The organism is Nodosilinea sp. P-1105 (assembly GCF_012911975.1).
Lineage (GTDB): Bacteria > Cyanobacteriota > Cyanobacteriia > Phormidesmidales > Phormidesmidaceae > Nodosilinea.
Genome location: NZ_SMDQ01000014.1, coordinates 83,469 through 107,988, shown reverse-complemented (window position 1 = coordinate 107,988; position 24,520 = coordinate 83,469). Strand labels below are relative to the sequence as shown.

The following is a 24,520-nucleotide window of genomic DNA, read 5'->3' as shown; positions in this document are numbered from 1 at the left end:
GATGAAGGCACAACCGCACCAGAGATGATGTTGTTGCCGTACATCAGAGAACCAGCAACGGGCTCACGAATACCGTCAATGTCGACAGGGGGAGCCGCGATGAAGGCAATCACGAAGCAGGTGGTGGCAGCTAGCAGAGTAGGAATCATCAACACGCCGAACCAGCCAATGTAAAGGCGGTTTTCGGTGCTGGTGACCCACTGACAAAACTGCTCCCACAGGTTGGCGCTTTCGCGCCGCTGTAGAGTAGTAGTCATGATGTATTAGTCCTTGGTATTTATTGTCTCAAGGTATGTAGGTCAAAATCTGATTTAGATTTGTAACCTCCACACTCATACAATACCAACGATGTAGACTTTTGTAAACAAAACTCTCTAAAAAGAGTAAAGTTTCTCAGATTCGACAGTCGCTGAGATTTTTCTTGGCAGGGCAGAATCTCTTGTATGACGGGGGTTTGAGCGTTGGCGCTGGTCTGAGTCAGCGGCTCGGCTGACCATTGTGGGGCCAAATTCTGAGAACGTGTTGCTTAACAATCGGCAATCTGAGGTCGAGCGATCGCCCCTAGTGGTCTGTCCATCATATTCTTTCTCTAGTGGGGCCAGTACCCGGGGCCACCTACAATTTTTCCAGATAGGTCAGTAAGTCGGCCATAGATTCGGGGTCGGGCTGAAACTGAGGCATGGGCGGGGTGCGTCCGCTGGTAACCTGCTGAATCAAGTTGACTTTGGTCTTGTGGTCAGAAACCCCCAGCAGGTTAGGCCCCACTTCCCCCGAACCATTGATGCCATGGCAAACGGCGCAATTCATTTTAAAGATGGCCTCCCCACGGGTGCGATCGCCATCAATGGCCAACACGGCCTGAATATAAGGATCTGAGGCTTGAATATGGCGAAGCCCGGCAATGCTCAAGATAATTGCCATCACCAACGCCACAACGACCATGACTAGCCGCCGCAAAGGGCCGCTTAGATCGTCTAGATCCTCTGCTTTTTCGTCTAGTATCTCTGGTGCCAACGGTGATTGGTAGCTATGGTTCACTTTAAGTGTTACGCATTTTGAAGGCTTTGCAAGGTTTGACGACGAAATCTTAAGGATTCTGAATTTTGTATACTCTCTATGTCCAAATCCCCTGGCAGGGAGATACCCAGTCCAGCTGAGGCGCTGGAGTTTTCCCACAGGCAGCAAGCTCTGGACTTGGATTGGGTTTATATGGCAAATCAGGCCGTGGGTTGGCACCGCTAGCCCAGGCTGGTAGTTAGCGCTAACCATACTCCCATAGATTTTGTTGCAGTTGTTACACAGATCCCCCCCCAGTCTGTCGCTAGAGTAAGGGCATTATGTTGACCGCGATTGATCCAACCTGTAGCGAGTAGAGGTGTCTAAACCTATGGCTAATCCAGCCCCAGAAAAAGCTATGTCTGATCCTGGCCAGTCGTCTTCCCCCGAGACGCCTACCCCAACGGCAGAGGCAGAGGCATCCACCACACCGCTGACCCAAGCGCAAGGGGAGCAAATTCTCGCAGAGTTAAAGCGTATTAAGCAAAACTTGTTTTGGGTGTTGTTAGTAGCCGGCTTTTTTGCCGCTCGGGCCATCTTCTTCCATTATTAATCTGGCATGAGTAGGCTATGACTATCCCTTTGAAGCGCTTAAACCGTTCCACGCAGGAGCATTTCTATTCCAGTTCGATGATGGAGTATATCGTGCCTGAAGGGATGGATCAGGCGTTTCAGCAGTGGTATGGCCGCTTGTCTGAGGCGGCTCAGGGATATGAGGGGTTCCTGAGAGCCGATCTATGTACCCCGCTTAACTGTAATGACGGGGTCGTGAAGTGGTACTCGATCATTCACTTTAATACCCCAGATCATTTGAATCGATGGCTGCGATCGCAGCAGCGGCGCAGTCACTTCCAAGCGGGGCAGGATATTTTTCTGGCCTATCGGTTTAAGTCCTTTACCACCGGCTTGGAGGGCTGGTTTTCTAGCCAAGCCGGAGATACGGAGCAAAGTGGGTTGGGGCCGCCCCCGTGGAAACAGGTGCTGGCCGTTGTCCTGGGGCTATACCCGACCCTGGTGATCCAGGACAGGGTGTTTTCGGCCCTCGGGATTATGCAAACCTGGCCTTTCCCCAGTGCCCTGGTGGTGAATAATTTGATTACCTCTGCCATTCTCACCTGGTTGGTGATGCCCCGGATAACCCGCCTGTTGAAATTTTGGCTACGACCGGCTTATCGGCTGATGTCAACTAGGGTGAATTTGCTCGGCACAGTGCTGGTGTTGGGGCTGCTGGGCGGCTTAGTGATAGTCTTTAACCTGATTTATTCTTAAGGTTACCCAGGGGTAGGGCTGGGTTAGGGGTCTGGGATGGACACGGTGACAGCGGCGATCGCCACATACATATCGTCGTTTTTGTCCTCTAGCTCAGCAATGGCGCGTCCGGCCACCACCATACCCCCATCAGTGAGAGTGAGGGTCTTTTGGCCAAAGGGCAGCACCGCTAGCACCTCGTCCTGGCGCACCTGATCGGGGAAGGGGACGGCCACCTGCACATCCACCAACATTTGATTGGGATGACTCAGCCCAGCCACTTCCCAGACGCCGGGTAGAGCATTGTGGGCAATGGCGTTGCGCACGGCCCGGGCCGCGGCCACCGTCGGGTCCTGACCATGTTGGTCAACCCCCATCCCCATTTCAATAATCAGTCGCTTGTGGCTCATCGGGTCTCCTTTAGGCGCGAATCACTGTCACCGTGCGCTGGTCCGGGGTGATTGCAGTTTCCGTGGTGGTGCGATCGCCAATGGCTGGTAGCCCTGGGCGCTGATCAAAAATGGGCAGCCAGCCTGGGTCTAGACCCAGGCTGGCCAGATAGCGCTCCAATGGCCCCAGTCCAGCTTGCAAGGGATCAGGGCGACCCTGCCGTCAGACTTTCAGCTCCATAGCCAGGGTGACATCACCGTAGCGCAGACACACATCTTTATCTTATGGGAGAGACAGAAAAGATTGAATCAGCGCGATCGCCACAGGACCCAGGAGCAGGGCCGGTAAAAACGATGCCACCCGCACCGCTACCAGCTCCAGCAAATTCAAACCAATGGCTAAGATCATCAGCCCGCCGGTCCCCGTAATCAGCAGAATATAGGGATTCGTGGCGGGATCGGGCACCATAGTCCCTGTGGCCGCAGCCCCCAGAGAAAGCCCCCCCTGCACCACCAATACCGATAGGGCCGAAAACCCGACCCCCACCCCATAGCTGCCGGTCAGGGCGATCGCCGCCAGGCCATCCATGGTGGCCTTAATGGTGAGCAGGGTAGGATCGCCGCTCAGGCCATTATTCAGGCTGCCCAGAATGGTCATGGGGCCGATGCAAAACAAAAGACTAGCGGCCACAAACCCCTCGGTAAACTGCCCCCCTCCTTTGACAGCGGCCTTCAGCCAGTTCCCCAGCCTGTTGAGTCGTCGCTCGATGCCCCACCATTCCCCCAGTAGCCCCCCCGCCACCATGGCCAGCAATCCCAGAATAATGCCGTCCAGAGGGCCCGCCTGCACCTGGGTCAGGCTTTGGGCCATGGCCATACCAATCACCAGGGTAATCAACCCCAGGGCCTGGGTAATCACCAGTTGCATAGATCCAGGCAATCGATGACGCAGCAGCAACCCCAGGGCCGTGCCGGTGATCACGGTGGCGACGTTAATCCAGGTGCCGCTGGTTTGGGTCCAGAGAGGGGGCATGGGGGGGTGGGGAGATGGGGGAGATGGGGGGATGGGGGGATGGGGGGATGGGGGGATGGGGGGATGGGGGGATGGGGAGGTGGGGAATTTTGGATTTTGGATTTTAGATTTTGGACTCTTCCCTTTTCGTTCTTCCCTTTGCTACGCACGAGCTACGCCCTACGTTTTTCGTTCTTCAAATATATTTGCCTCGCCATCAATCACCATCGTCGTCGATAATTGCACTGCGATCGAGGATTAGCAGATTCCGCAGTTGGTCGGTATCCAGTTCCGTCAGCCAGCCTTCTCCGGCGCTGACCACCTGCTCAGACAGGGCCTTTTTCCCTTCGATCATGTCGTGGATGCGTTCCTCTAGGGTGCCGGTGCAAACAAACTTGTGCACCTGCACATTGCGGGTTTGACCGATGCGAAAGGCGCGATCGGTGGCCTGGTTTTCTACCGCCGGGTTCCACCAGCGATCGAAGTGGAAAACATGGTTGGCGCGGGTGAGGTTCAGGCCCACTCCCCCGGCCTTCAGAGAGAGGATAAACAGGCGAGGGGCTGCAGGGTCATTTTGGAACCGATCTACCATGGCTTCCCGCTGAGTTTTTGAGGTGCCGCCGTAGAGTAGCAGGGCTTCCTGGCCTAGGTGTAGTTCCAGGTGGCGCTGCAAGAGTTTGCCCCATTCAGCAAATTGGGTAAAGATTAGGGCGCGATCGCCCTCGGCGATCAACTCATCCACCATTTCATCAAACCGTTGTAGCTTGGCGGAGCGCCCCTTCAGCCCCAGGCTGGGCTCTTGCAAGTACTGGGCTGGGTGGTTACAGATTTGCTTCAACTTGGTCAGCAGGGCCAAAATTTGGCCCCGGCGCTGCACTCCAGTCGCGTCGTCAAGGGTATCTAGGGCCTGATCCACGGCCTGCTGGTACAGGTTGGCCTGCTCGGCGGACAGGCCGCAAAAGACAGTCATTTCCTGCTTTTCGGGCAGGTCCTGGATGATGGTGCGATCGGTCTTGAGACGGCGCAGAATAAACGGCTGTACCAGCGACTTTAGGGTCTTGAGGGAGGCGGTGTCGCCGTAGCGCTCGATCGGGGTGGCAAACCGCCGCTGGAAAAAGTTCTTTGGCCCCAGATAGCCCGGATTGAGGAAATCCATAATTGACCACAGTTCCCCCAGCCGGTTTTCCACCGGGGTGCCGGTGAGGGCAATGCGAAACTGGGCTTTAATCTGCCGGGCGGCCTTAGACTGTTTTGCGTCTGGGTTTTTGATGTTTTGGGCTTCATCCAGCACTAGGCACTGCCACTCGACGGACTGCAATGCCTTCAAATCACGGTAGACCAGGGCATAGCTGGTAATGACGAGCTGCTGACCCTGGGCCGCTTTGGTAAAGCTGCGCCCCTTGGGTCGCTTGTCGCCGTGGTACACCAAGGTTTTTAGCTTGGGGGCAAACCGCTTCACTTCTTTTTCCCAGTTGCCCAGCACCGAGGTGGGGCATACCAGTAAGGTCGGGGCCTCGAGCCAATCGTTGTCTTTGAGATAGAGCAAAAAGGCAATCAGCTGAATGGTTTTGCCCAGGCCCATGTCGTCGGCCAGGCAAGCCCCCAGCCCCCACTGTTCCAAAAAGGCCAGCCACGACACCCCCCGCCCCTGGTAGGGTCGCAGCTTGCCCTTAAAGCCGCTGGGTTCGGCCATTTCCGCTAGGGTTTGGTTGCCGGTGGTCAGGGTTTCAATTAGGGTTTGCAATGCCCCAGAGGCCTCGAAGCTGACCACTGGCAGCTTGTCGATCAACTGGGTATCACCGGTACTCATGCGCAGGGCATCTTCCACCGATAGGGGATCAGCAGTTTTTTGGCCGTCTAAAAAGCGCTTGGCCGCTTTCACATCCTGGGGTTTAAGCTCCACCCATTTGCCATTAATTTCCACCAGGGGTGACCCCTGGTTAATCAACTGCTCGAATTCGTTGGCGGTCAGGGTTTCTCCTGCGATCGCCAGTTCCCACTTAAAATTCAACAGGCTCTTGAGCCCCAGTCGCTGTCGCTGCTGATCGGCGGGCACTTCAGCGGCCACCTTCAACCCCAGCCGGTCCTGGCTGGCCTCGGCGGTCTGGGCCAGACCAGGGGGCAGCACCACTTCGACCCCATTGTCTTGCAGCTGCCAGGCGGTGGCCTTAATAAATTGATACGCCTGGATGGGATCCAGCTCACAGTGAGTAGGGTGCTGTTGGGCCAGGCTATGGCGGATGGGGTCATACAGGCGAGCCGCCCGGCCCAGGGCCCCCAGCAGGGTTTCTTGGGGGGCTTTGAGGATGGCCCCCTGGTGGTGCAGTTCGGCCACTGGGTGCTGCCAGATCACCTCAGCGGTTAGGTGCCAGTCGGGATTAGCCACCGACTGGAGTTGGTAGTGCAGCCGCCAGGGCTGTTCCAAGGAATCGGGGGGCTGCAACACCAGACGCAGGCGAAATTGGGCCGCGAGGTCAGCTTCTAGGGTTTGTAACGGTGTCGTCCAAGTGTTGAGGGCTTCTTGCAAGCGGGCCACGGCCATGGGGCTGGCTTCTAGCTTGCCCTGGGGCCGGGCCAGGGCTGTCAGCCAGGGTTGCAAGGGCAGCTCCTGGCCCAGATTGGCCAGGGCTTTTTCGGGTAGGGTTTGGGCCGCCTGCCGGGCCTGTTCATCCACCAGGGTCGTGAGCACGCTCAGCAGCAGTTCCTGGGGCGCGGCCAGGGGGGAACGGCAGCCCAGCACCGGTTCCCCTTTACCGGGGGGGTGATAGCTGCGACAGACCAGCGGCATCGCCAGGGAATACTGCCGCAGCCGTCCTTGGTCGGCGGCGCTATCCAGCAGGGGCCGCCAGCCAGCGGCCAGGGTTTGACTGGTCAGTTCGATGGTGGGCAAAAACTTACCCCGGGACACCAGGTTCAAGCTCCAGCGGGCGATATGCCCCCAAAACCGCACATCGGCCCCGAGGGTATCGGCTCCCACCCAGGTTTGCTGCCCCAGGGGTAACCCCAGCAACAGTCGCTGTATATCGGGGGCCGTTAGCCACCATCCGGCGATCCGCCAGGGGTGCAGCACTGGGGCCGAGGGGTCATGGTTCTCCAGTTCAGCGGCAGAGTGTAGGGGGGTGACAGCACCGCCTTCCAGGCGAGAAGGCAACGGTAAAACCACCTCCCCCCAGGTGGGCTCCAGCGCCCCTGCTTTTGCTTTACTCTTGCCTTTACCTGTGGTTTTACGTCGTCCGGCTTTGGCCTCAGCGGTGATGATGGGCGAGAACAGGCTACCTCCTGATTTATCTCCCAACTGTTTTTCCAGGTTGGTGAGGGCCTCAGCCAGCTCTGATTGAGGGCTGGCATAGGGGTGGAGATGAACCCCGTCCCAGGGGTCAAGCCCTGAGGTGGGGAGCGGTTTCCAGGCTTCTCCCCAAAGCAAACAGCGCTGAGTCTGGGGAAACCAACTGATGTGTAAGATTGCCATTAGCCTGTATCTACGACTCGCTCACAATGGAATGACCATTCACTAGCATAGGGCTGAGCAGTTCACTGAGACCATGGCCCCCTAGAGTGGATGTTAATCCTATCTCCATTACAGGCTATCTCAGTACTCCATGATTACGGGGGTGTGATCGCTGGGTTTTTCCCAGCTGCGAGGTTCGATATCGATGGTACAGGCGATGGCGCGATCGCGCAGCCCGGCTGACAAATAATGGTGATCAATCCGCCAGCCCAGATTGCGGCGAAACGACGCCGCCCGATAGTCCCACCAGCTAAAGTGTCCACCTTCGTCATGGAACTGACGAAAGCCATCGATGAAACCCAGGGATAGGACCTGGCGTAGGGTCTGCCGCTCGGTGGGGGAGGCCATAATGTGGGTGTCTTTGCCCTCAGGGTTGTAAATATCTTTGTCTTCTAGGGCAATGTTAAAGTCACCGCAGACGTTGATCAGGGGATAATCACTCAGCAGGGCTTCCAGGTAATCCCGCAGACACCCGAGCCAGCGCAGCTTGTAATCATATTTCTCGCTACCCACCGCACTGCCATTGGGCACATAGAGGTTGACGATGTAAACGTCGTCGCACAGACCAGCAATCACCCGCTTTTGGTCGTCCAGGTCGCCCACCCGCGCTTCCCCCAGCACTGGGGCAAAGCCGCACTGCACCTGCTCCAGGGGCTGCCGACTGATCAGCGCTACGCCGTTGTATGACTTTTGGCCATGAACATAGGTGAGATACCCCAGGTCCTTAAACGCCGCCTCAGGAAAAGCGTCGTTCACCACCTTGGTTTCTTGCAAGCACAGCACGTCCACCGGGTTGGTTTGCAGCCACTGGGTAACATGGTCGAGGCGGGTGCGGACGGAATTGACGTTCCAGGTGGCAACTTTCATAGACGGCGGTAGGCTGGATGGATAGGGGGACAGTTCTCTAGCTTAAACCGTCGAGCTTCAATCCCTGCAATCGTCTAAGATCGCGTCTATGGCTACCAAACCCAACCCAGACTCTCCTTTAGAGGGCAAAGCCTTGATCAAAGAGGTGTGTCGCCGCATTCGGGTGGCCCGCAGTTACTGGGATGCCCACAACAATGCCGCCTGCCGCAAGGAGCGGGAAAAGGCTCTGGCCCTGTACAGCACCCTGAGCAAAGAGCAGAAAGACCAAATTCCCCAGACCCTGCGGGTGTGGCTGCGCTACCGCAGCGAGAAGTATTTTGGCCCTCACCAAACGCCCCCGGGGCACAAACGGCGATCGGCCAAAGGGCGAAGATAGGGGCATGGGGGGCACGGCCTACGGTAAACGGCTTGCCTTAAACCGCTTACCGTTTATCGTGCGTCGCTGACCCTGTTGCCTCGTCACTTCTGGCTTGACAGACCACTAACTACCTGATTGTTCCTTGACCCGAACAACGACATCTTCAAAAAATTCTACGGGAGCGTTGCCCGGTACTAATAAGTCGTTCAGCACATAGGTAGGGGTGCTGTTGAGCCGCAGTTGGCGGGTAAGTTGTACATCCTGGTTGACAGCATCTCTGGCGGCGGCACTGGTGCGATCGCGCTCAAACTGCTCTATATCTAACCCTAAATCCTGGGCAATTTCTTCATACAAATCTGACCCCAGCCGCGCCTGGTTGACAAATAGGGCATCGTGGTAAGCCCAAAACTGTCCCTGCTGCTGGGCCGCCCAGGAGGCTCGGGCCGCTGGCATCGCCTCGGGGTGAATCTGGGTCAGCGGCAGGTGCTTGTAAACGTAGAGCACATCCTCTGTATGCTCGTCCATAAACCCGGCCATGGGACCAGCAGCCCGAGCGCAAAAGCCGCACTGAAAGTCAGAGAACTTAAGTAGCACCAGTTCAGCGTCGGGGTTACCCCGAGTGGGAGAATCCCCCACCAATTCAGCCCGATCGGTAGACGTAACCACTTCAGCCACAAGCTCTTGATGGGCCTCAGCGTTGGGAGGTGGCAATTGCCCCCCTTGAGGGATCAAGGCTAACAGAGGCAGCGCCAGGGCAAAGATCATGATCCCCAGCCCAAAGAAAATCAGGTAACGTTTTCTGCGATCGCCGGTTCTGGTGTTAGTCATCTGGAATGATGTCGTAGGTAATAGCCTATCTATTCAACCGGGCCTGGGCGTTTGTTCCCTGAGAGTAGCCTGAGAAAAGGCTGATCTTTTTCTGAATGGATCCTGGAATAGCGGTTTTAACGTAGAGCCATTACGGCAACTGAGTCTTTCCAGTCCACCACGAGTCGAGCCACCATTGCCGATACCTGACACCTAAAAGCTGACCCTCCTCAAGGGGTACACATCTCTGCCTTCTTGACTAGGCACCAACGTTAATGGTGCTCTCAGCAATCTGGCAAATGTATCTCAGGCTACATTCAGGCCTATCTCAGGTAGAGAAAGCACTATAGGAACCATAGACAACACAGCCAGCAAAGACATCACCCTTTGCAAGGAGGACTCCATGAAACGCTTATTGATTTCTGGTTTGACCATAACCCTATCCAGTTTAGTGATGGCGTCGGCCGCGATGGCTGGCCCTCTGCCGAGAACTGGGCAAACCACATTACACGATCCAGCGGCTGATTTGAATGGCGATGGGGTGGTTTCGATTAGCGAATTGGTCAGATACAACCGCGATCAACGTCAGTCTTAGCGCAAACGTGAACAACGCTGACTGCGATTAACCTGAAAAACCGAAACGGCCCAAGCTCTATGGCTTGGGCCATTTTTGTGGTGGGTTGCGGCCCATGGGTTGCGGTATACAGACATTGCCTACAGAAGCGCGATCGCAGCACCCAAGCCCCCTAATCTCAAACCAGCTTGATCGGCAGGTCGGCCTTGATGCCGCCGTCCAGTCATGACATGACATTAACCACCCCTTACATTATTAAGATAACCTCAGTAAACTGTAAGTATTCTCTTAAAAAACACTGAAAATTCCCTGAATTACCCCTGTGGTGAGTGACCCAGACCAGCCCTTGTCGCCCTCTTCCTCGGATACTCCCCAACCCCGTCAGGGCGCGACCCATGGTGAAGCCGAATCGTCGCAGCACATACCGGCAGAACTGATGCACCAACTACAAGCGATAGAAGCCCGCTTCCGTCAGGAGACCCAAAGTCGCTTAGAGGTTGAAGCTGCCCTCAGCATTAGCGAACAGCGGCTACGTAAAATTTTTGAGTACTCCAACGACGCTATTTTTGTGATTGACCCCCAGGGCGATCGCATCCTTGAAGCCAATCCCAAGGCGGCTGAAATGTTGGGCTACAGCCGCAAAGAATTGCTCACCTCGGTACGCATTTCCACCATTCACCCCGATGAAATGCCCCAGCTACGGGCCTTCAGCAAACAAGTGCGGGAACAGGGGTATGGTTGGACCAACGAACTCACCTGTCTGACCCAATCAGGGTATAAATTACCCGCCGAAATTTCCGCCTCGGTGGTGCCCTTCAATGGTGGCACCCATATCATTGCCATCGTGCGCGATGTCACAGAGCGCAGAGCCTCAGAAGCGGCCCTTAGAGCCAGCGAAGCCCGGTTCCGAGCCTTTGTGGACCATGCGATTGATGCCTTTTTTATCTTGGCTATGGATGGCCAGATTGTAGATGTCAATCCTCAGGCCTGTAAAGCCTTGGGCTACAGTCGTGAAGAGCTGCTACAGCTGGCTGTGACCGACATTCAGGTTGGTCAAACGCCTGAACAATTGCGGACCATGCGCCAGCATCTGCAAGCGGAGCGTCCGTTTGTGGTCGAAGGCGTGCATCGCCGCAAAGACGGCACCACCTTTCCAGTAGAAACCAGCCTATGCCGGTTTGAAGGGTCAGAGCAACCGCTGATTCTAGCCCTAGCCCGAAACATTACCGAACGCAAGCAAGCCCAAGCTGCCATGGAGCGCTTGGCGGAAATTGGCGAACTATCAGCCATGATTGTCCATGAGGTGCGCAGTCCGTTGACCACAGTGCTGATGGGCCTAGAGTCGTTTCAGACGATGGAACTGCCGGAACGGGCACAGCGCCGTTTAAGTCTGGCCCTAGAAGAAGCCGAGCGGCTGAAAAACTTGTTGAATGAGATTTTGCAGTATACCCGAGAGCCCACCCTGGAGCTGACCGACATTGATTTAGTCGCCCTGAGCCAGACGCTACGAACCACTCTAGCCGAGTTGCCGGTCGCCCAAGGCCGCTCTATTCATCTGGAGTCGTCCCTACCTGAGGCATGGATTAAAGGGGACATCGACAAGCTCAAACAGGTGTTTATCAACCTGGTGCGCAATGCCTGTGAAGCCGTTGCCCCTGGGGAAACGGTCACCTGGCGCATCGCCCCTGACACAAGGCCCGACTGGGTTAGGATTACCATTCACAATGGCGGCGACCCAATTCCTCCCAAGGTGCTGGCCAGGCTGGGGCAACCCTTTTTTACCACCAAGTCTGGGGGCAACGGCCTAGGAGTAGCAATTGTCAAACGGATTGTGGCCGCCCATGGGGGAGAGTTAGTCATTGAGTCCACCGCCGAGGCGGGCACCACGGTGCGCGTCATGCTTCCCCATAAGCCCCATAAGTCTGTCACCCATTCCCAACCCCTGACACCCAACCCCTGACCCCTAAAACCCGACACCCAACACCCAACACCTGCCCCCCTCAAAACAGGCATACGGTTCACAGCCTGCCCCGTGAACCGTATACCCTGCACCGCACACCGTTTTAGCGTGGCAGTCAACATGTCGCCCCCAGCATTCGTGAGCGGGGGGTCACAGAACCTTAAGCGTCATCCAGGGCAGCAATACCAGGTAATTCCTTGCCTTCTAGCAACTCTAGACTGGCTCCACCGCCAGTGGAAATGTGGCTCATTTTCTCGGCCACACCCACCTTTTCGACGGCCGCCACCGAGTCACCGCCACCAATGATGGTGGTCACCCCTTGCCCCGTTAAGTCTGCCAGGGTACGGGCGATCGCTTCAGTGCCAACAGCAAACTTATCGAATTCAAACACTCCCATGGGGCCATTCCAGATCACAGACTTGCACTGCTTCAGGGCATCCTGAAACACCTTCACAGCATCAGGGCCAATGTCCAGCCCCATCCAGCCATCAGGGATGGCCTCAACGCTAACGGTTTGGGCATTTGCGTCAGCCGCGAAGTTATCGGCGACCACAACATCAGTCGGCAGCAACAGCTCAACTCCCTTTTCCTTAGCCTTGACTTCTAAGGCCTTGGCCAGTTCCAGCTTGTCCTCTTCCACCAAAGATTTACCGACACTCAGCCCCCGAGCCTTATAAAAGGTGAAGATCATGCCGCCGCCAATCAACAGCTTGTCCACTTTATCCAGCAGGGTTTCGATCACGCCGATTTTGCTGGATACCTTGGAGCCACCGATGATCGCCGCGAGGGGCTTCTGGGGATTTTCGATCGCCGCCTGCAGGTACTGAAGTTCTTTCTCAATCAGATACCCAGCCACAGCAGGGCTGAGGTACTGGGTGACCCCAGCCGTAGAGGCATGGGCTCGGTGGGCGGTACCAAAGGCATCATTGACATAGAGGTCGGCGTTGGCGGCCAACTGTTTCGTAAAGTCAGGATCGTTAGCCTCTTCTCCGGCATAGAACCGGACATTCTCCAGCAAAGCGACCTGCCCATTCTGCAGGCTATTCACGGCCGCTGCAACCTGGTCGCCAATGCAGTCATCACACTTGACCACGTCTTGACCCAGCAGTTCGCTCAGACGCTTAGCCACGGGGGTTAAGCGCATGTCGTCGACCACCTTGCCCTTAGGGCGGCCAAAGTGGCTGGTTAAGACCACCTTAGCGCCTTTGCCAGTTAAGTCCTGAATAGTGGGTAGGGCCGCCCGAATCCGGGTATCGTCGGTAATGTTACCCTGTTTATCCAGGGGGACATTAAAGTCGGCCCGCACCAGTACCCGCTTTCCAGACACGTCGGCGGCTGTTAAGCTTGCTACTGATTTTTTAGCCACAGCGATAATCCTCCAAAACTGCTTAAGTCGTTGGTTTATTACGTTATGCAGAGCACTGGCCAAAGCAGGCTAAACCTTGTCTAAGGTAGAACTTAGAGCGGTAGCAAAGCCTAACCAGGGCTCTGGGTCTGTCGTAATATTTACCTATTACCGCACTCATTCTACCGGAGACTGAGTTCCCTTCGATACGCCATGTTTAAGACGGTTCTATTTCCGATCGATATGAGTTCTGAGGCCCAACAGGCGGCCCCCAAGGTGGCAGAGCTGGTGAAGTTGCACCAGAGCCAGCTGATCTTGCTGTCGGTGGTTGAGCCCACCGAAGCGGGTTCGGCAACTCCATCCAGCCAGTCGTCTCCAGAGGCTGTGGCCCGACTTTTAGGTCAAGCCAAGGAGCAATTTGCCTCCCAGGGCATTGCCACTGAGGTGATTGAGCGCCAGGGACAGCCGGCTTTTGTGATCTGTGACGTCGCCGATGAGCTCAATGCTGACCTGATTGCCATGGGTTGCCGTGGGGTGGGGTTGATTGAGGACATCCAGGCCGAGAGTGTCACTAGCCGAGTCATCAACCTATCTCCCTGCCCAGTGTTGATTATCCCTTAGGGCCACAGCTTCACAGGACCAGAGTAACTATGGCTGCCAAACCCGCCAAGCCAGACGATATTGTGGTTTTCTCGATTCTGAAAGCGTCACAGTGTGGGGAGTGCGACACAGAATTAGCACCAGGAGCATTACTCAAAAAAGAAGGGGAAATAGCACTGTGTCTATCCTGTGCGGACTTAGGCCATTTAGTGTTTCTGCCCCAGGGTAATGCCGCTTTGACTCGACGGGCCAGCAAATACACGACCTTGCGGGCGATCGTGGTGCGCTTTAGCCGTTCCCGCAAACGCTACGAGCGCCAGGGCATTTTAGTCGAAGAGCCCGCCCTAGAGCGAGCTGAGTCAGACTGTCTGGCCGATGCCGATGCCCGAGAACAGCGCCGCCTGCGAGCAGCCGTCCGCCGAGAAGAGCAGGATGCCGCTTTCGTCACCGAGTTTACTAACTCCATTCAGCGGCGCTATCCGGGTTGCCCAGCGGCAGAGGCGGCCCAGATTGCAGGCCATGCCTGCCAAAAGTATTCAGGCCGGGTGGGGCGCAGTGCAGCGGCTAAGGACTTTGCCCCAGAGTCGACTGACCTGGCAGTGGCGGCCCATGTGCGCCACTGCCACACGCCCTATGACGCCCTGCTGGCCCAAGGGTGGGAACGCCAAGCCGCCCGAGGCGCGGTATGGGATGCGGTGCAGGCGGTGCTTGAGAACTGGAGCTAATCCCTGGATTAGCAAGGATAGCCGTCTCCTGTGGATATACTGATGTCACTGCCTGGCTGATGCTATGACCCCTCCCGCCTCGGATCGTGCCACCACCCTAAAGACCGCCTATCGGGCCTGTAATGTTGACCCGCTGTCGGGGGATGCGATCGCACGCTACTACGTCGATCTGTCAGCGGTGCGCAAAACCGAGGCGATCGAAGGCGTGAATACGATCCTGGATTTCCAGGAACCGGGGGAGTTCACCACCATCTTGTTCACCGGCCACCGGGGCTGCGGCAAGAGCACCGAACTGAAGCGCATTCAGCACCAGTGGGAGCAAGATTACCGGGTGATCTACCTGGAGGCGGACGAAGAAACCGACATCAACGACGCCGACTACACTGACCTCTACCTGATTGTGATCAAAAAGGTGGAGTACGAGCTGCGGCGGCTCGGTCATAAGGTGGATCCTCGGCTGCTGGCGAACATTGAAGACTGGTTCAAGGAAGTCATCAAGGAAGACGAGCGCTCCGTCGAGAGTTCCATCAGTCTGGAGAGTGAAGTCACCCTGGGGCCGGAAGCACCGTTTTTGGCCAAGCTGCTGGTCAAGCTATTGGCCCAAATCAAGGGGTCTGACAACCGTAAAACCACCATTCGCCAGACCCTCCAGCGAGATATTTCGCGCCTCAAGGCCGACCTCAACCTGCTGCTCAATGATGCCTACAAAAAGGTCAAAGGGCAGTATCCCAAAGGCTTTTTGATCATTTTCGATAATCTCGACCGGGTGCCCCCGGCGGTAAGCGATTACCTATTCTTCGACTACGGCACCCAGCTCAAGGAGCTGCACTGCACCCTGATTTACACCGTGCCCATTTCGGCCCTCTATTCGCCCAAAGGTTTACTTAACACCTTTGGCAGTCCCCACATTGTGCCCATGGTGAATATTTACCGGCTAGAGCGCGATCGCTGTGACCTCGACTATTACGAAACAGGGCTGGCAGCGATCGCCGATGTGATCGAGCAGCGGGTCAATATCGAGGCCGTATTTGAAACCCGCCACCACCTGCTCGATTTAACCAAGGCCAGCGGCGGCCACATTCGGCAACTGATGCAGCTGATGCGCATTGCCTGCCAAACCGCCAGCACCCGAAGCCACGATAAAATTGTCGAGGAGGATGTCACCTACGCTGTCAAGCAGATCCAGTTTGACTTTGAGCGGTTCATTCCCCAAGAGCATTACCCCGTGCTGGCCCAGGTCTGCCTGAGCAAAAACATCACCAAAGACGACATTGGCCAGCTGATGATGTTTAACCTGTCTGTGCTGGAGTACAACGGCAATACCCGATGGAACTACCCTAACCCTGTGGTGAAGCAAAGTGACGCTTTCCAAGCCGCCCTCAGAGCTGCCCAAAACCAGTAACCTCGATGCCGAGGCCCGCCAGTTTTTGGCCCTCAATCGGCAGGTCTACCGCGAGCTGCTGACCTTTATTGACTTTGCCGAAGACTTTACGGTGGGCTTTGTGGAGGTCAACTTTGCACCTAATGTGGATGTGTTGATCCAATCGCTGCGGGCTGACCCTAGCTGCCAGGATATTCAGTTTGCGGTGATGGATTTTTCGCAGCAGCCCGACTTGCGCTTTCTGCGGGATGAAATAGTGCAGCGCCTGGCCACCCTGGAGCGGCACCCCGACCAAAAATTGGTGTTGCTGGTGCTAGGGCTAAAGGAGGCCATTGGCGTTAACCTGCAGGGCGACTACCCCCCGGTGCTGCAAGACTTGAACTTTGTGCGCGATGCTTATAAGCGCACCGTGCCCCACCCCATGCTGTTCTTTTTGCCCGACTACGCCATTACCCGCCTGGCCAAATTTGCCCCCGATTTTTGGGCCTGGCGGTCTGGGGTGTTTTTGTTTCAAACCCCCCAGACAACCAAAGACTATGCCCGCGCCGAAACCCTGGACTCTGACCGCCCCCTTGCTGCCTCTGGGCCGCCCGAATCCCTAGAGCGCATTGCCCTGCTCGAAAGCCTGCTGATGGATAGCCGCCCTTCCCCTGGGCGGGCCACCACTACCGCTGACCAAAGCACCTGCAACACCCTACTGTACCAGCTGGGGGTAGCCTACCTGAGCCGCCGCGAGGCCGCAAAAGCCCAGGATTATTTACAAGAAGCCCTGAACCTGGCCCAACAGCGAGGGGATGCACCCCTAACCGCCGAGATAACCCAGGTTTTAGGGCGCACCCTGGCCGAACAGCGCCAGTTTGAAGCCGCTGCAAGGGCCTGCCAAAACGCCCTGACCCAGTTTCGTCAGTTGGGCAATCGACGCGGGGAAGCGAATACCCTGTTTTACCTGGGCAATGTGGAGCTAGAGCGGCGAAACTTTGCCCAGGCAGAAACCTACTACCAGCAATGCTTGGCGATCGAGCAAGCCCTTGGTGAGGACTACAGCACCGCCAGTACCTATCACCAGTTGGGTATGGTTGCCCAAGATCAACGCCGCTTCGATAATGCGATCGCTTTCTACCAAAAAGCCTTAGACCTCACAGAAGCCGCAGGCGATACCTACGGGGCTGCCAAAACCTATCACCAGTTGGGTATGGTTGCCCAAGATCAACGCCAATTCGATAATGCGATCGCTTTCTACCAAAAAGCCTTAGACCTCACAGAAGCCGCAGGCGATACCTACGGGGCTGCCAAAACCTATCACCAGTTGGGTATGGTTGCCCAAGATCAGCGCCAATTCGAGGACGCGATCGCCTACTACCAAAAGTCCTTAGACCTCAAAGAAGCCGCAGGCGATACCTACGGGGCCGCCAGCACCTACCACCAGTTGGGCGTGGTAGCTGAAGAGCAACGCCGCTTCGAGGACGCGATCGCCTACTATCAACAGGCCCTCTCCCGTTACGAAGCCGCTGGTGATAGCTACATGGGAGGTAAGGTATATCACAATTTAGGCATAATAGCCCAAACGCAACGCCGCTTCAACGACGCGATCGCTTTCTACCAAAAAGCCTTAGACCTCACAGAAGCCGCAGGCGATACCTACGGGGCCGCCAAAACCTATCACCAGTTGGGCTGCGTGGCCCAAGATCAGCGCCGCTTCGACGACGCGATCGCGTTTTACCAAAAAGCCCTAAAAATTTGTGAAGAGATTGGAGCTGAGTATGATTCGGCTCGTGTACTTCACCAGTTAGGAATAGTAGCCCAAGATCAGCGCCGCTTCGACGACGCGATCGCATTCTACGAAAAAGCCTTAAACCTCACAGAAGCCGCAGGCGATACCTACGGGGCTGCCAAAATCTATCACCAGTTGGGCATGGTCGCCCAATTGCAACGCCGCTTCAACGACGCGATCGCCTACTACCAAAAAGCCTTAGACCTCACAGAAGCCGCAGGCGATACCTACGGGGCCGCCAGCACTTATCACGAGTTGGGCAGAGTAGCCCAAGATCAGCGCCGCTTCGACGACGCGATCGCCTATGACCAAAAGGCTTTGACCATCTATGAAGCGGCAGACGACAACTATCAAGCGTCCTACGCATACCAGAGCCTGGGAACCATTGCCCAAGAGCAAGGGGATCTGGCAACGGCGATCGCCCATTTTCAAAGCGCCTTTACCGCCCGACAGGCCGCCAACGACTGGCGCAGGGCTTCTTGGAGTCTCAGGTCATGGGCCGAGGCGCTAGCGGCCCAGGGCAACGCCCCAGAGTCCACTAAACGCTACTTCCAAGCCCTGGCGATTGATCAGCAGCACAACCCAGACTATGTAGACGCCGATATAGAAGACCTAGGCCGCATGCTCAACCATCTGGGCGAGGCTCAGTTCTTAGCTCTGTGGCCAGCTGACCCAGCACCCGAGAGCCGCGACGACCTCCGCACCGCCATCTGGCAAGCCGCCCAAACCCTCACCGAAACCCCATCCCTCAACTCAGACTCCCCTGCCCACTAATCCGCCCCATCTCCCCCATCTCCCTATCTACCACGGCGTCAACTCATAAAACGACTCTTTGCCCAAATGGCGACCATATTGCTTGACCAAAGCTTTCAGGTCAGTTGAACTATCTAACCCTAGCCAATCATCCACTGAGCCGCGAAAACACCAGCGCTCCACCTCAAACTCCCGGGTCTCTTCATCCACCAGCACAAATTGCATCATCGGTGAATAGGTGAACGACTGGGTCAGTCGATCAACCGTGCCAGCGTCACGCCTAGGAGACGAGGTGACTAGATCCATTAAGACATCCACATTTTGGTCACAGAGGTACACCACGATGCGCTTACCTTTCACATCCACCATAAAGTAGTCAAGCTTAGCAACTCGCTTCACCCCCTCCCGCACAATCGCCACCTCTTCAGGGGTAATCACCCGGGGCTGAACTTTCCTCAAAAACACCTGGGCGTTTGGGTTCTCATAGATTTCATAGCCCTCGGGGATGGTCTCCACCAGGGTGCCCTCTGCTTTCATCGAGAAAAAATACTTGGGCTTACCAGTTTTGGTTTTTCCTGCGTGGAGGTAGTACGTTTTCTGCTTACGGTTCACATACTCAATGGCCATGGTCCCTCTCTCGATTAGCTGAGTGCGGCAAGAATTTCATTATTTTTTGACTGAACATTAGTGGTCTGAGGCATAAGTCGGCTCATCATTCCTGATACCCGACACCTGACACCCTCAGCAACGATGGTCATACTTCTGCCAGGCAGTAATAATCTCTCATCGCATATACAACCGTGCTACCCCTTCCTTGATCACCTCCACCAGTTGCTCTTGTCGCAGGGTGACATGGGCTGACATGCCGTTGACGGCGGCCTCGATGTTGCGCTCTTGAATTGCCTTGAGGATCAGGTGGTGCTCGGCGCAGGTGTTGCGGCGGTAAGTCTCTTGTTCCATGGAAATCAGCCGCAGGTAGTGGGCACGGGCGTTGACATTTTGCAGCATATGTAGCAATTCGCTGTTTTGCGAGAGTGCCGCTAGCTGCTCGTGGAAGGTTTCGTCACAGCGGGTGCAATCGGTGGCCGACAAGGTGCAGAATTGTTCGGTGGCGGTTTTCCAGAATTGCACCAGAGCATCAATTTCGGCGTCACTGGCCCGCTCGGTGGCCAGTTTGGCGCTCATCATCTCCAGGCCGCAGCGCACTTCGTAGAGGTCAAACACGCGCTTGGTATCCAGGGGTTTGCAGGAGAAACCCTTGCGGGGCACGAAATCCAACAAGCCTTCGGCCACCAGCCGGTTGAGCACCTCCCGCAGGGGGGTGCGGCTGACCCCAAACGAGGCGGCCAACTCTACCTCGTTGAGCGGTTCGCCCGGACGAAACCGATAAGTCATCGCCATCTGCTTGAGCTGATCGTAAATGCGATCAACGCTGCTGCCAGAGGATTTACGGGCTTTGGTTACCGGGTGCTGGGTGGTCGGGGAAACCTGGGGCTGGGGAGGTGAGGAACCTGCTTGGGCCACGATCGCACTCCACATGTCAAGACGAATAAATAAGTGTGCCTAAAAGTACAGAAGCGCCTAGGCAAAGTCTTTAACGTCTGTTGTATACAACGCTGAATTCAGCAATAAACGTCTACTGGTATTCAGTGTTGTATGTCTAGTATACGCAACCCACCGAGTTCTAAATATTAAACTGAAAGAATTTGTTGGGCAGTGATGGTCGGCTCTCGTTCGGTTTGCTATTCGCGTTGACGGTTATGTTCTTTTTGATTGGATTGGGCCTTTTGCTATGACATTTTCTCGCCACCCTGAGTCTTTTGCGATCGCACTCAACCGCCGCCGTTTTTTGCGCTATGGCTCTCTGGCCATGGGGGCCGGGGTGCTAGCGGCCTGTGGCGGCACTCAAACCACGCCGACGGATTCTGCAACATCCACCGGAGCATCCTCTGGCGAACTGGATCAAGTCACCTTTGGCACCAGTTGGTATGCTCAGGCCGAACACGGCGGCTTTTACCAGGCGGTGGCCACGGGCATCTACGAAGAGCACGGGCTGGATGTCACCATTCGTATGGGTGGCCCCCAGGTGAACAGCAACCAGCTGCTGATGGCCGGGGCGATGGATTTTAAGATGGGCTATGCGATCGATGCCATCAACTCCATTCAGGAAGGTGTGCCCAAGGTAACGGTGGCCTCCATCTTCCAGAAAGATCCCCAGGGACTGCTGGCTCATCCCGGCGTGGGTATCGAGTCCTTTGAAGATTTGCAGGGCAAGACCATTTTGATGTCCACCAGTGCCCACACCACCTACTGGCCGTTTATTAAGGCCAAGTACGACCTCGACGAGTCGCAGATGGGGGTTTACACCTTTAATGTTGGCCCCTTCGTGGCGGACGAAAACCTGGTGCAGCAGGCTTACATTACCTCAGAGCCGTTTGCCGTTAAGCGGGAAGGAGGGTTTGAGCCGGTGATTTTGCTGATGGCCGACCACGGCTACCCCAACTACACCACTACCATCGAAACCCGTCGCGAAATCATGGAGGGCAATCCCGACCTGGTGCAGCGGTTTGTGGATGCCTCGATCAAGGGTTGGTATAGCTATCTGGAGAACCCGGAACCCGGCAATGCTTTGATCCAGCAGGACAACCCCGAAATGACCGACGAGCAGATCGCCTTTGGCCTGGAAAAAATGGCGGAGTACGGCATTATTCTCAGCGGCGATGCCGAAACCCTGGGCATTGGCGCGATGACTGACGAGCGCTGGGAAGAAATTTTCACGGTTATGTCTGATTTGGGGGCGTTTGACCCCTCGGTGGACTACACCCAGGCTTACACGTTGGATTTCATTAACAAGGGGCCAGAGGCTTACCAGGGCTAAACCCACCCCGCCCTGTGGGCCGCCCCTCCCGGGAGGGGACGGGGAGGCTAAATCCCCGCTGGGAAGGAGTTAGGAGTGAGTTAGCGCACCCCGACTGCTATCGAATTGTTCACCTACGACCCTCCAGGGAGGGGGTTTGGCCGATGATAGTTTCAACCTTACCTAATGCGATCGCCATGCAGACCCAACCCATCCTCACCCTAGAGCATGTGGGCAAAACTTACGCCAACGGCACCGTGGCCCTACAAGACTTTAACCTGGCGGTGGCGCCGGGGACGATTACTAGCTTAGTGGGGCCATCGGGCTGCGGCAAGAGCACGGTACTGAAAATTATTTCTGGTCTAGGGGATCTGAGCACTGGTCGGCTCGCCTGGGGTGGGGGTATAGGCCAACCGAAGCTGGCCTATGTATTTCAAGAGGCAGCGCTGATGCCCTGGGCGACGGTGATCGATAACATTCGGTTACCCCTGAAGCTGGCAGGGGTGCCCAAGCGAGAGGCGCTGGAGCTGGTGTCAGAGGCGATCGCCCAGGTGGATCTCCAAGGCTTTGAGCGGGTCTACCCCCGCGAACTCTCTGGCGGTATGCAAATGCGCGCCTCCATCGCCCGGGCTCTGGTCACTCGCCCCAACGTGCTGCTGATGGACGAGCCCTTCGGCGCCCTAGATGAAATGACCCGCGGCAAGCTCAACCAGGATTTGCTCCAGCTCCAGCATCAGCGAAATTTGACGATTCTGTTTGTCACCCACAGCATTTACGAGGCCGTGTACCTGGCTCACCGGGTGGTGGTGATGGCCTCGAAGCCAGGGCGCGTGGTGGCAGAAATTGCCATCGACAGCCCCCACCCCCGCGAACCCGACTACCGCACTTCGGCCCAGTTCAACCGCTACTGCCGCGATGTCTCCCACAGCCTATCTGCCGCCATGGGCGAATCCCTGGCGCTGGCGCTATAGAAGCCCCTCACCCCTGCTCCTCTCCCTGGGGATGAGGACCAATCTAAAATCCCCAATCCAAAATCCCAAAATTGATACTTCCATGCTCTCCCCCGCCCTCGACCAACCCAAGTCTCAGCCTAAATGGGTGCGATCGCTCCTTTCTCCCGATGTGCTGGCCCCAATTATCGTCGGCCTCGTGCTGCTGGCCGCCTGGGAACTGGCCGTTCGCCTGACTGATACGCCCCACTACATCCTGCCCGGCCCCATCCTGATTCTGCAAACCCTGGCGACAGACTGGCCCACGCTGTTCCCCTCCTGGTTTGTGACCATGAAGATTGCCTTCACCGCCCTGGTCGCCGCCACCCTGTCGGGTCTATTCGTCGCCATCCTCTTCGCCCAGAGCAAATGGATCGAGCGTAGCTTCTTTCCCTACGCGGTGCTGCTGCAAACCACGCCGATCGTGGCCGTGGCCCCGCTGATTATCATCTGGCTACGGAACAACACCTTTGCCGCCCTGGTGGTCTGCGCCTGGATTGTGGCCTTTTTCCCGATCGTATCGAATACGGTCCTGGGGCTAAACAGTGTGGATCCCTCCCTGGCGAACCTGTTTAAGCTCAACAAAGCCAATCGCTGGCAAACTCTCTGGCACCTGCGCCTGCCCACCAGCCTGCCCTATTTTTTAGCGGGCTTGAGAATTAGCGGCGGTCTAGCCCTGATTGGGGCCGTGGTGGCAGAGTTCGTGGCTGGCACCGGGGGCACCCAGTCGGGGCTGGCCTACCAGATTTTGATGGCAGGCTACAACCTGCAAATTCCCCGCATGTTTGCCGCCCTGCTGCTGATCACGGTGTCGGGCATCGCTATTTTTGCCCTGCTTTCGGCCCTGTCAAACTACCTGCTGAAAGATTGGCACGCTAGCGCCATGAAGCACGAGAACTAGGGCAGAAGGCAGAAGGCAGAAGGCAGAAGGCAGAAGGCAGAAGGCAGAAGGCAGAAGGCAGAAGGCAGAAGGCAGAAGGCAGAAGGCAGAAGGTTGAGCTTTGAACTTTCCTCTTGCCCATCCCCCCATCCACCCCTCCACCCCTCCACTCATCCACCCCTCCACTCATCCACTCATCCACCCATCCACCCCTCCACCCATCCACCCCTCCACTCCCCCAAAAAACATGCTAACCACCCAACAACCCGTGCTCCGGCGCTTCTGGTATCCCTTGATGCCCCTAGACAGGTTGATCAACGGCCCCCAGCCCTTCACCCTGATGGGCGAACCGCTGGTGCTGTGGATTGGCCAGAATGGCAAACCGGCAGCGCTGCGCGATCGCTGCTGTCACCGCTCGGCCCAACTCTCGTTAGGCATCGTCAAAGATGGCTGCGTCCGCTGCCCCTACCACGGCTGGGAGTACGACGCCGAGGGCACTTGCGTCAACGTGCCCCAGCTCGATGCGGGCACAGCCATCCCTAAAACCTACCGAGTCGATGCGTTCCACTGCGTTGAGCGCTACGGCTATGTGTGGGTCTGCCTGGATGAGCACCCGCTACAGCCCATTCCCGAAATTCCTGAATTTGCCGACACCAACTTTCGGTTCATCCACGAGTTCTACGAACCCTGGAAAGTGGGGGGGCTGCGAGCGATCGAAAACTCCTTCGACAGCGCCCACGGGCACTTTGTCCACGCCAGCTCCTGGGGGGACATGGCCAACCCCCAACCGCCACCGATTGACGAGGTGACCGAAACTGACTTTGGCTTTGTCATGCGCCACTGGCTGGAGGTGCTCAACCCCGACCTGCAAAAGAAAAATCTGGGCATCGAGGGGGAAAAAACCATCCGCACCAATACCCGCACCTGGTACATGCCCTTTGCCCGTACCCTCCACATCGAGTATCCCAACGGCCTGATTCACCTAATTTTTACCGCCTACACCCCAATCGACGACCAGCATTCCCAGGTGGTGCAGTTCTGCCTGCGCAACGACACCGAAGCCGAAGCCAAGGCGGCGGACATCATCGCCTTCGATCGCCAGGTGACCAGCGAAGACCGGGTGATTTTGGAGGGCACCGACTACGATGCGCCCCTGAGTCTAGGGGAGGAGCAGCACATGGCCAGCGATCGCCCCGGCATTCTCATGCGCCATCGGCTGGCGCGGCTGCTGAAGGAGCACGGCGAAACCGAGCAACGGCGACAGGATGGCCTAACGACCCCTGCCAAAACGTTGGAAACGTTCATCGTTTGAGCAGATTCCTGCTGCCACAGATCCCAGGGTTCTTCTGCGCGATCGCCAGAATCCTCTCTTATCCTCAAAAAGAACCCTGGGATCTTCCCCCACCCACCTATCCACCCATCCACCCATCCACCCATCCA

At 56.6% G+C, this 24,520-nt stretch carries 23 protein-coding genes and 1 pseudogene; 13 read left to right on the top strand and 11 right to left on the bottom strand.

Annotation, left to right across the window (positions count from 1 at the left end; genetic code table 11):
* Positions 1-257, bottom strand: a pseudogene (locus tag E1H13_RS08965) (photosystem II q(b) protein); the annotation flags it as partial.
* A 358-nt stretch (positions 258-615) separates the two neighbouring features.
* A complete protein-coding gene (locus E1H13_RS08960) occupies positions 616-1,014 on the bottom strand; it encodes a cytochrome c (RefSeq protein ID WP_240966547.1) in 399 nt (132 codons plus the stop codon).
* A gap of 373 nt (positions 1,015-1,387) precedes the next feature.
* Here E1H13_RS08960 and E1H13_RS08955 point away from each other — a divergent pair, with 373 nt between their 5' ends.
* The gene (locus tag E1H13_RS08955) at positions 1,388-1,609 is read left to right on the top strand and encodes a hypothetical protein (RefSeq protein ID WP_169613067.1); all 222 of its coding nucleotides are present in this window, start codon (positions 1,388-1,390) and stop codon (positions 1,607-1,609) included.
* Between the two features lie 17 nt (positions 1,610-1,626).
* Complete coding sequence (locus tag E1H13_RS08950; protein ID WP_169613066.1) at positions 1,627-2,325, top strand: hypothetical protein; 699 nt, start codon at positions 1,627-1,629, stop codon at positions 2,323-2,325.
* A gap of 23 nt (positions 2,326-2,348) precedes the next feature.
* Here the strand turns inward: E1H13_RS08950 and E1H13_RS08945 are convergent, their stop codons facing one another.
* The 5 genes from E1H13_RS08945 to xth all read right to left on the bottom strand — a co-directional run bounded on the left by E1H13_RS08945 (position 2,349) and on the right by xth (position 8,080).
* Positions 2,349-2,714 carry a Lin0512 family protein gene (locus E1H13_RS08945; RefSeq protein WP_169613065.1) on the bottom strand — a complete coding sequence of 122 codons (366 nt, stop codon included), beginning with the start codon at positions 2,712-2,714 and terminating at the stop codon, positions 2,349-2,351.
* 10 nt (positions 2,715-2,724) lie between these two features.
* Positions 2,725-2,895, bottom strand: a complete 171-nt coding sequence (locus E1H13_RS08940) for a hypothetical protein (RefSeq protein WP_169613064.1) — start codon at positions 2,893-2,895, stop codon at positions 2,725-2,727.
* A gap of 81 nt (positions 2,896-2,976) precedes the next feature.
* Positions 2,977-3,726 (bottom strand): DUF554 domain-containing protein, encoded by a 750-nt coding sequence (locus E1H13_RS08935; RefSeq protein ID WP_169613063.1) that lies wholly within the window; start codon positions 3,724-3,726, stop codon positions 2,977-2,979.
* A gap of 196 nt (positions 3,727-3,922) precedes the next feature.
* A complete protein-coding gene (locus E1H13_RS08930) occupies positions 3,923-7,174 on the bottom strand; it encodes a DEAD/DEAH box helicase (protein WP_169613062.1) in 3,252 nt (1,083 codons plus the stop codon).
* A 120-nt stretch (positions 7,175-7,294) separates the two neighbouring features.
* Positions 7,295-8,080, bottom strand: coding sequence for an exodeoxyribonuclease III (gene xth, locus E1H13_RS08925; protein WP_169613061.1), 786 nt, complete (start codon positions 8,078-8,080; stop codon positions 7,295-7,297).
* Between the two features lie 88 nt (positions 8,081-8,168).
* On the opposite strand from xth, the gene E1H13_RS08920 reads away from it, so the two are divergent.
* Complete coding sequence (locus E1H13_RS08920) at positions 8,169-8,456, top strand: Precorrin-3B methylase (RefSeq protein WP_169613060.1); 288 nt, start codon at positions 8,169-8,171, stop codon at positions 8,454-8,456.
* Between the two features lie 105 nt (positions 8,457-8,561).
* On the opposite strand, the gene E1H13_RS08915 is transcribed toward E1H13_RS08920, so the two are convergent.
* Positions 8,562-9,266: a thioredoxin domain-containing protein gene (locus E1H13_RS08915; protein ID WP_169613059.1), complete on the bottom strand. Its 705-nt coding sequence runs from the start codon at positions 9,264-9,266 to the stop codon at positions 8,562-8,564.
* Between the two features lie 382 nt (positions 9,267-9,648).
* Between E1H13_RS08915 and E1H13_RS08910 the strand changes: the two genes are divergently transcribed.
* A complete protein-coding gene (locus E1H13_RS08910; protein WP_169613058.1) occupies positions 9,649-9,840 on the top strand; it encodes an EF-hand domain-containing protein in 192 nt (63 codons plus the stop codon).
* A gap of 304 nt (positions 9,841-10,144) precedes the next feature.
* On the top strand, positions 10,145-11,779 hold the full coding sequence (locus E1H13_RS08905; protein WP_169613057.1) for a PAS domain-containing sensor histidine kinase: 1,635 nt from the start codon (positions 10,145-10,147) through the stop codon (positions 11,777-11,779).
* A gap of 160 nt (positions 11,780-11,939) precedes the next feature.
* Here E1H13_RS08905 and E1H13_RS08900 read toward each other — a convergent pair whose 3' ends face one another.
* Complete coding sequence (locus E1H13_RS08900) at positions 11,940-13,145, bottom strand: phosphoglycerate kinase (RefSeq protein WP_169613056.1); 1,206 nt, start codon at positions 13,143-13,145, stop codon at positions 11,940-11,942.
* Positions 13,146-13,337: 192 nt separating this feature from the next.
* On the opposite strand from E1H13_RS08900, the gene E1H13_RS08895 reads away from it, so the two are divergent.
* The 4 genes from E1H13_RS08895 to E1H13_RS08880 all read left to right on the top strand — a co-directional run bounded on the left by E1H13_RS08895 (position 13,338) and on the right by E1H13_RS08880 (position 18,375).
* Positions 13,338-13,745, top strand: a complete 408-nt coding sequence (locus tag E1H13_RS08895) for a universal stress protein (protein ID WP_169613055.1) — start codon at positions 13,338-13,340, stop codon at positions 13,743-13,745.
* A gap of 29 nt (positions 13,746-13,774) precedes the next feature.
* A complete protein-coding gene (locus E1H13_RS08890; RefSeq protein ID WP_169613054.1) occupies positions 13,775-14,449 on the top strand; it encodes a DUF2293 domain-containing protein in 675 nt (224 codons plus the stop codon).
* Between the two features lie 64 nt (positions 14,450-14,513).
* Positions 14,514-15,851 carry an AAA family ATPase gene (locus E1H13_RS08885; protein WP_169613053.1) on the top strand — a complete coding sequence of 446 codons (1,338 nt, stop codon included), beginning with the start codon at positions 14,514-14,516 and terminating at the stop codon, positions 15,849-15,851.
* A complete protein-coding gene (locus E1H13_RS08880; RefSeq protein ID WP_169613052.1) occupies positions 15,808-18,375 on the top strand; it encodes a tetratricopeptide repeat protein in 2,568 nt (855 codons plus the stop codon). The genes E1H13_RS08885 and E1H13_RS08880 overlap by 44 nt, the downstream gene beginning before the upstream one ends.
* Positions 18,376-18,402: 27 nt before the next feature.
* Here the strand turns inward: E1H13_RS08880 and E1H13_RS08875 are convergent, their stop codons facing one another.
* Both E1H13_RS08875 and E1H13_RS08870 read right to left on the bottom strand, forming a co-directional pair.
* Positions 18,403-18,981: a hypothetical protein gene (locus E1H13_RS08875; protein ID WP_169613051.1), complete on the bottom strand. Its 579-nt coding sequence runs from the start codon at positions 18,979-18,981 to the stop codon at positions 18,403-18,405.
* A 156-nt stretch (positions 18,982-19,137) separates the two neighbouring features.
* Positions 19,138-19,878, bottom strand: a complete 741-nt coding sequence (locus E1H13_RS08870) for a GntR family transcriptional regulator (protein WP_169613050.1) — start codon at positions 19,876-19,878, stop codon at positions 19,138-19,140.
* 268 nt (positions 19,879-20,146) lie between these two features.
* Between E1H13_RS08870 and E1H13_RS08865 the strand changes: the two genes are divergently transcribed.
* The 4 genes from E1H13_RS08865 to E1H13_RS08850 all read left to right on the top strand — a co-directional run bounded on the left by E1H13_RS08865 (position 20,147) and on the right by E1H13_RS08850 (position 24,392).
* Positions 20,147-21,232: an ABC transporter substrate-binding protein gene (locus tag E1H13_RS08865; RefSeq protein ID WP_169613049.1), complete on the top strand. Its 1,086-nt coding sequence runs from the start codon at positions 20,147-20,149 to the stop codon at positions 21,230-21,232.
* A gap of 176 nt (positions 21,233-21,408) precedes the next feature.
* Positions 21,409-22,182, top strand: a complete 774-nt coding sequence (locus tag E1H13_RS08860; protein WP_169613072.1) for an ABC transporter ATP-binding protein — start codon at positions 21,409-21,411, stop codon at positions 22,180-22,182.
* Positions 22,183-22,264: 82 nt separating this feature from the next.
* Positions 22,265-23,101, top strand: coding sequence for an ABC transporter permease (locus tag E1H13_RS08855; protein WP_169613048.1), 837 nt, complete (start codon positions 22,265-22,267; stop codon positions 23,099-23,101).
* Between the two features lie 226 nt (positions 23,102-23,327).
* Positions 23,328-24,392: an aromatic ring-hydroxylating dioxygenase subunit alpha gene (locus E1H13_RS08850; protein WP_169613047.1), complete on the top strand. Its 1,065-nt coding sequence runs from the start codon at positions 23,328-23,330 to the stop codon at positions 24,390-24,392.
* Positions 24,393-24,520 lie beyond the last annotated feature (128 nt).

Bases quoted from the DNA above. Each gene is read 5' to 3' on its own strand.
- E1H13_RS08955 (WP_169613067.1), top strand. From the start codon at position 1,388: ATGGCTAATCCAGCCCCAGAAAAAGCTATGTCTGATCCTGGCCAGTCG.
- E1H13_RS08950 (WP_169613066.1), top strand. From the start codon at position 1,627: ATGACTATCCCTTTGAAGCGCTTAAACCGTTCCACGCAGGAGCATTTC.
- E1H13_RS08945 (WP_169613065.1), bottom strand. From the start codon at position 2,714: ATGAGCCACAAGCGACTGATTATTGAAATGGGGATGGGGGTTGACCAA.
- E1H13_RS08935 (WP_169613063.1), bottom strand. From the start codon at position 3,726: ATGCCCCCTCTCTGGACCCAAACCAGCGGCACCTGGATTAACGTCGCC.
- E1H13_RS08930 (WP_169613062.1), bottom strand. From the start codon at position 7,174: ATGGCAATCTTACACATCAGTTGGTTTCCCCAGACTCAGCGCTGTTTG.
- xth (WP_169613061.1), bottom strand. From the start codon at position 8,080: ATGAAAGTTGCCACCTGGAACGTCAATTCCGTCCGCACCCGCCTCGAC.
- E1H13_RS08920 (WP_169613060.1), top strand. From the start codon at position 8,169: ATGGCTACCAAACCCAACCCAGACTCTCCTTTAGAGGGCAAAGCCTTG.
- E1H13_RS08915 (WP_169613059.1), bottom strand. From the start codon at position 9,266: ATGACTAACACCAGAACCGGCGATCGCAGAAAACGTTACCTGATTTTC.
- E1H13_RS08910 (WP_169613058.1), top strand. From the start codon at position 9,649: ATGAAACGCTTATTGATTTCTGGTTTGACCATAACCCTATCCAGTTTA.
- E1H13_RS08895 (WP_169613055.1), top strand. From the start codon at position 13,338: ATGTTTAAGACGGTTCTATTTCCGATCGATATGAGTTCTGAGGCCCAA.
- E1H13_RS08890 (WP_169613054.1), top strand. From the start codon at position 13,775: ATGGCTGCCAAACCCGCCAAGCCAGACGATATTGTGGTTTTCTCGATT.
- E1H13_RS08885 (WP_169613053.1), top strand. From the start codon at position 14,514: ATGACCCCTCCCGCCTCGGATCGTGCCACCACCCTAAAGACCGCCTAT.
- E1H13_RS08875 (WP_169613051.1), bottom strand. From the start codon at position 18,981: ATGGCCATTGAGTATGTGAACCGTAAGCAGAAAACGTACTACCTCCAC.
- E1H13_RS08865 (WP_169613049.1), top strand. From the start codon at position 20,147: ATGACATTTTCTCGCCACCCTGAGTCTTTTGCGATCGCACTCAACCGC.
- E1H13_RS08860 (WP_169613072.1), top strand. From the start codon at position 21,409: ATGCAGACCCAACCCATCCTCACCCTAGAGCATGTGGGCAAAACTTAC.
- E1H13_RS08855 (WP_169613048.1), top strand. From the start codon at position 22,265: ATGCTCTCCCCCGCCCTCGACCAACCCAAGTCTCAGCCTAAATGGGTG.
- E1H13_RS08850 (WP_169613047.1), top strand. From the start codon at position 23,328: ATGCTAACCACCCAACAACCCGTGCTCCGGCGCTTCTGGTATCCCTTG.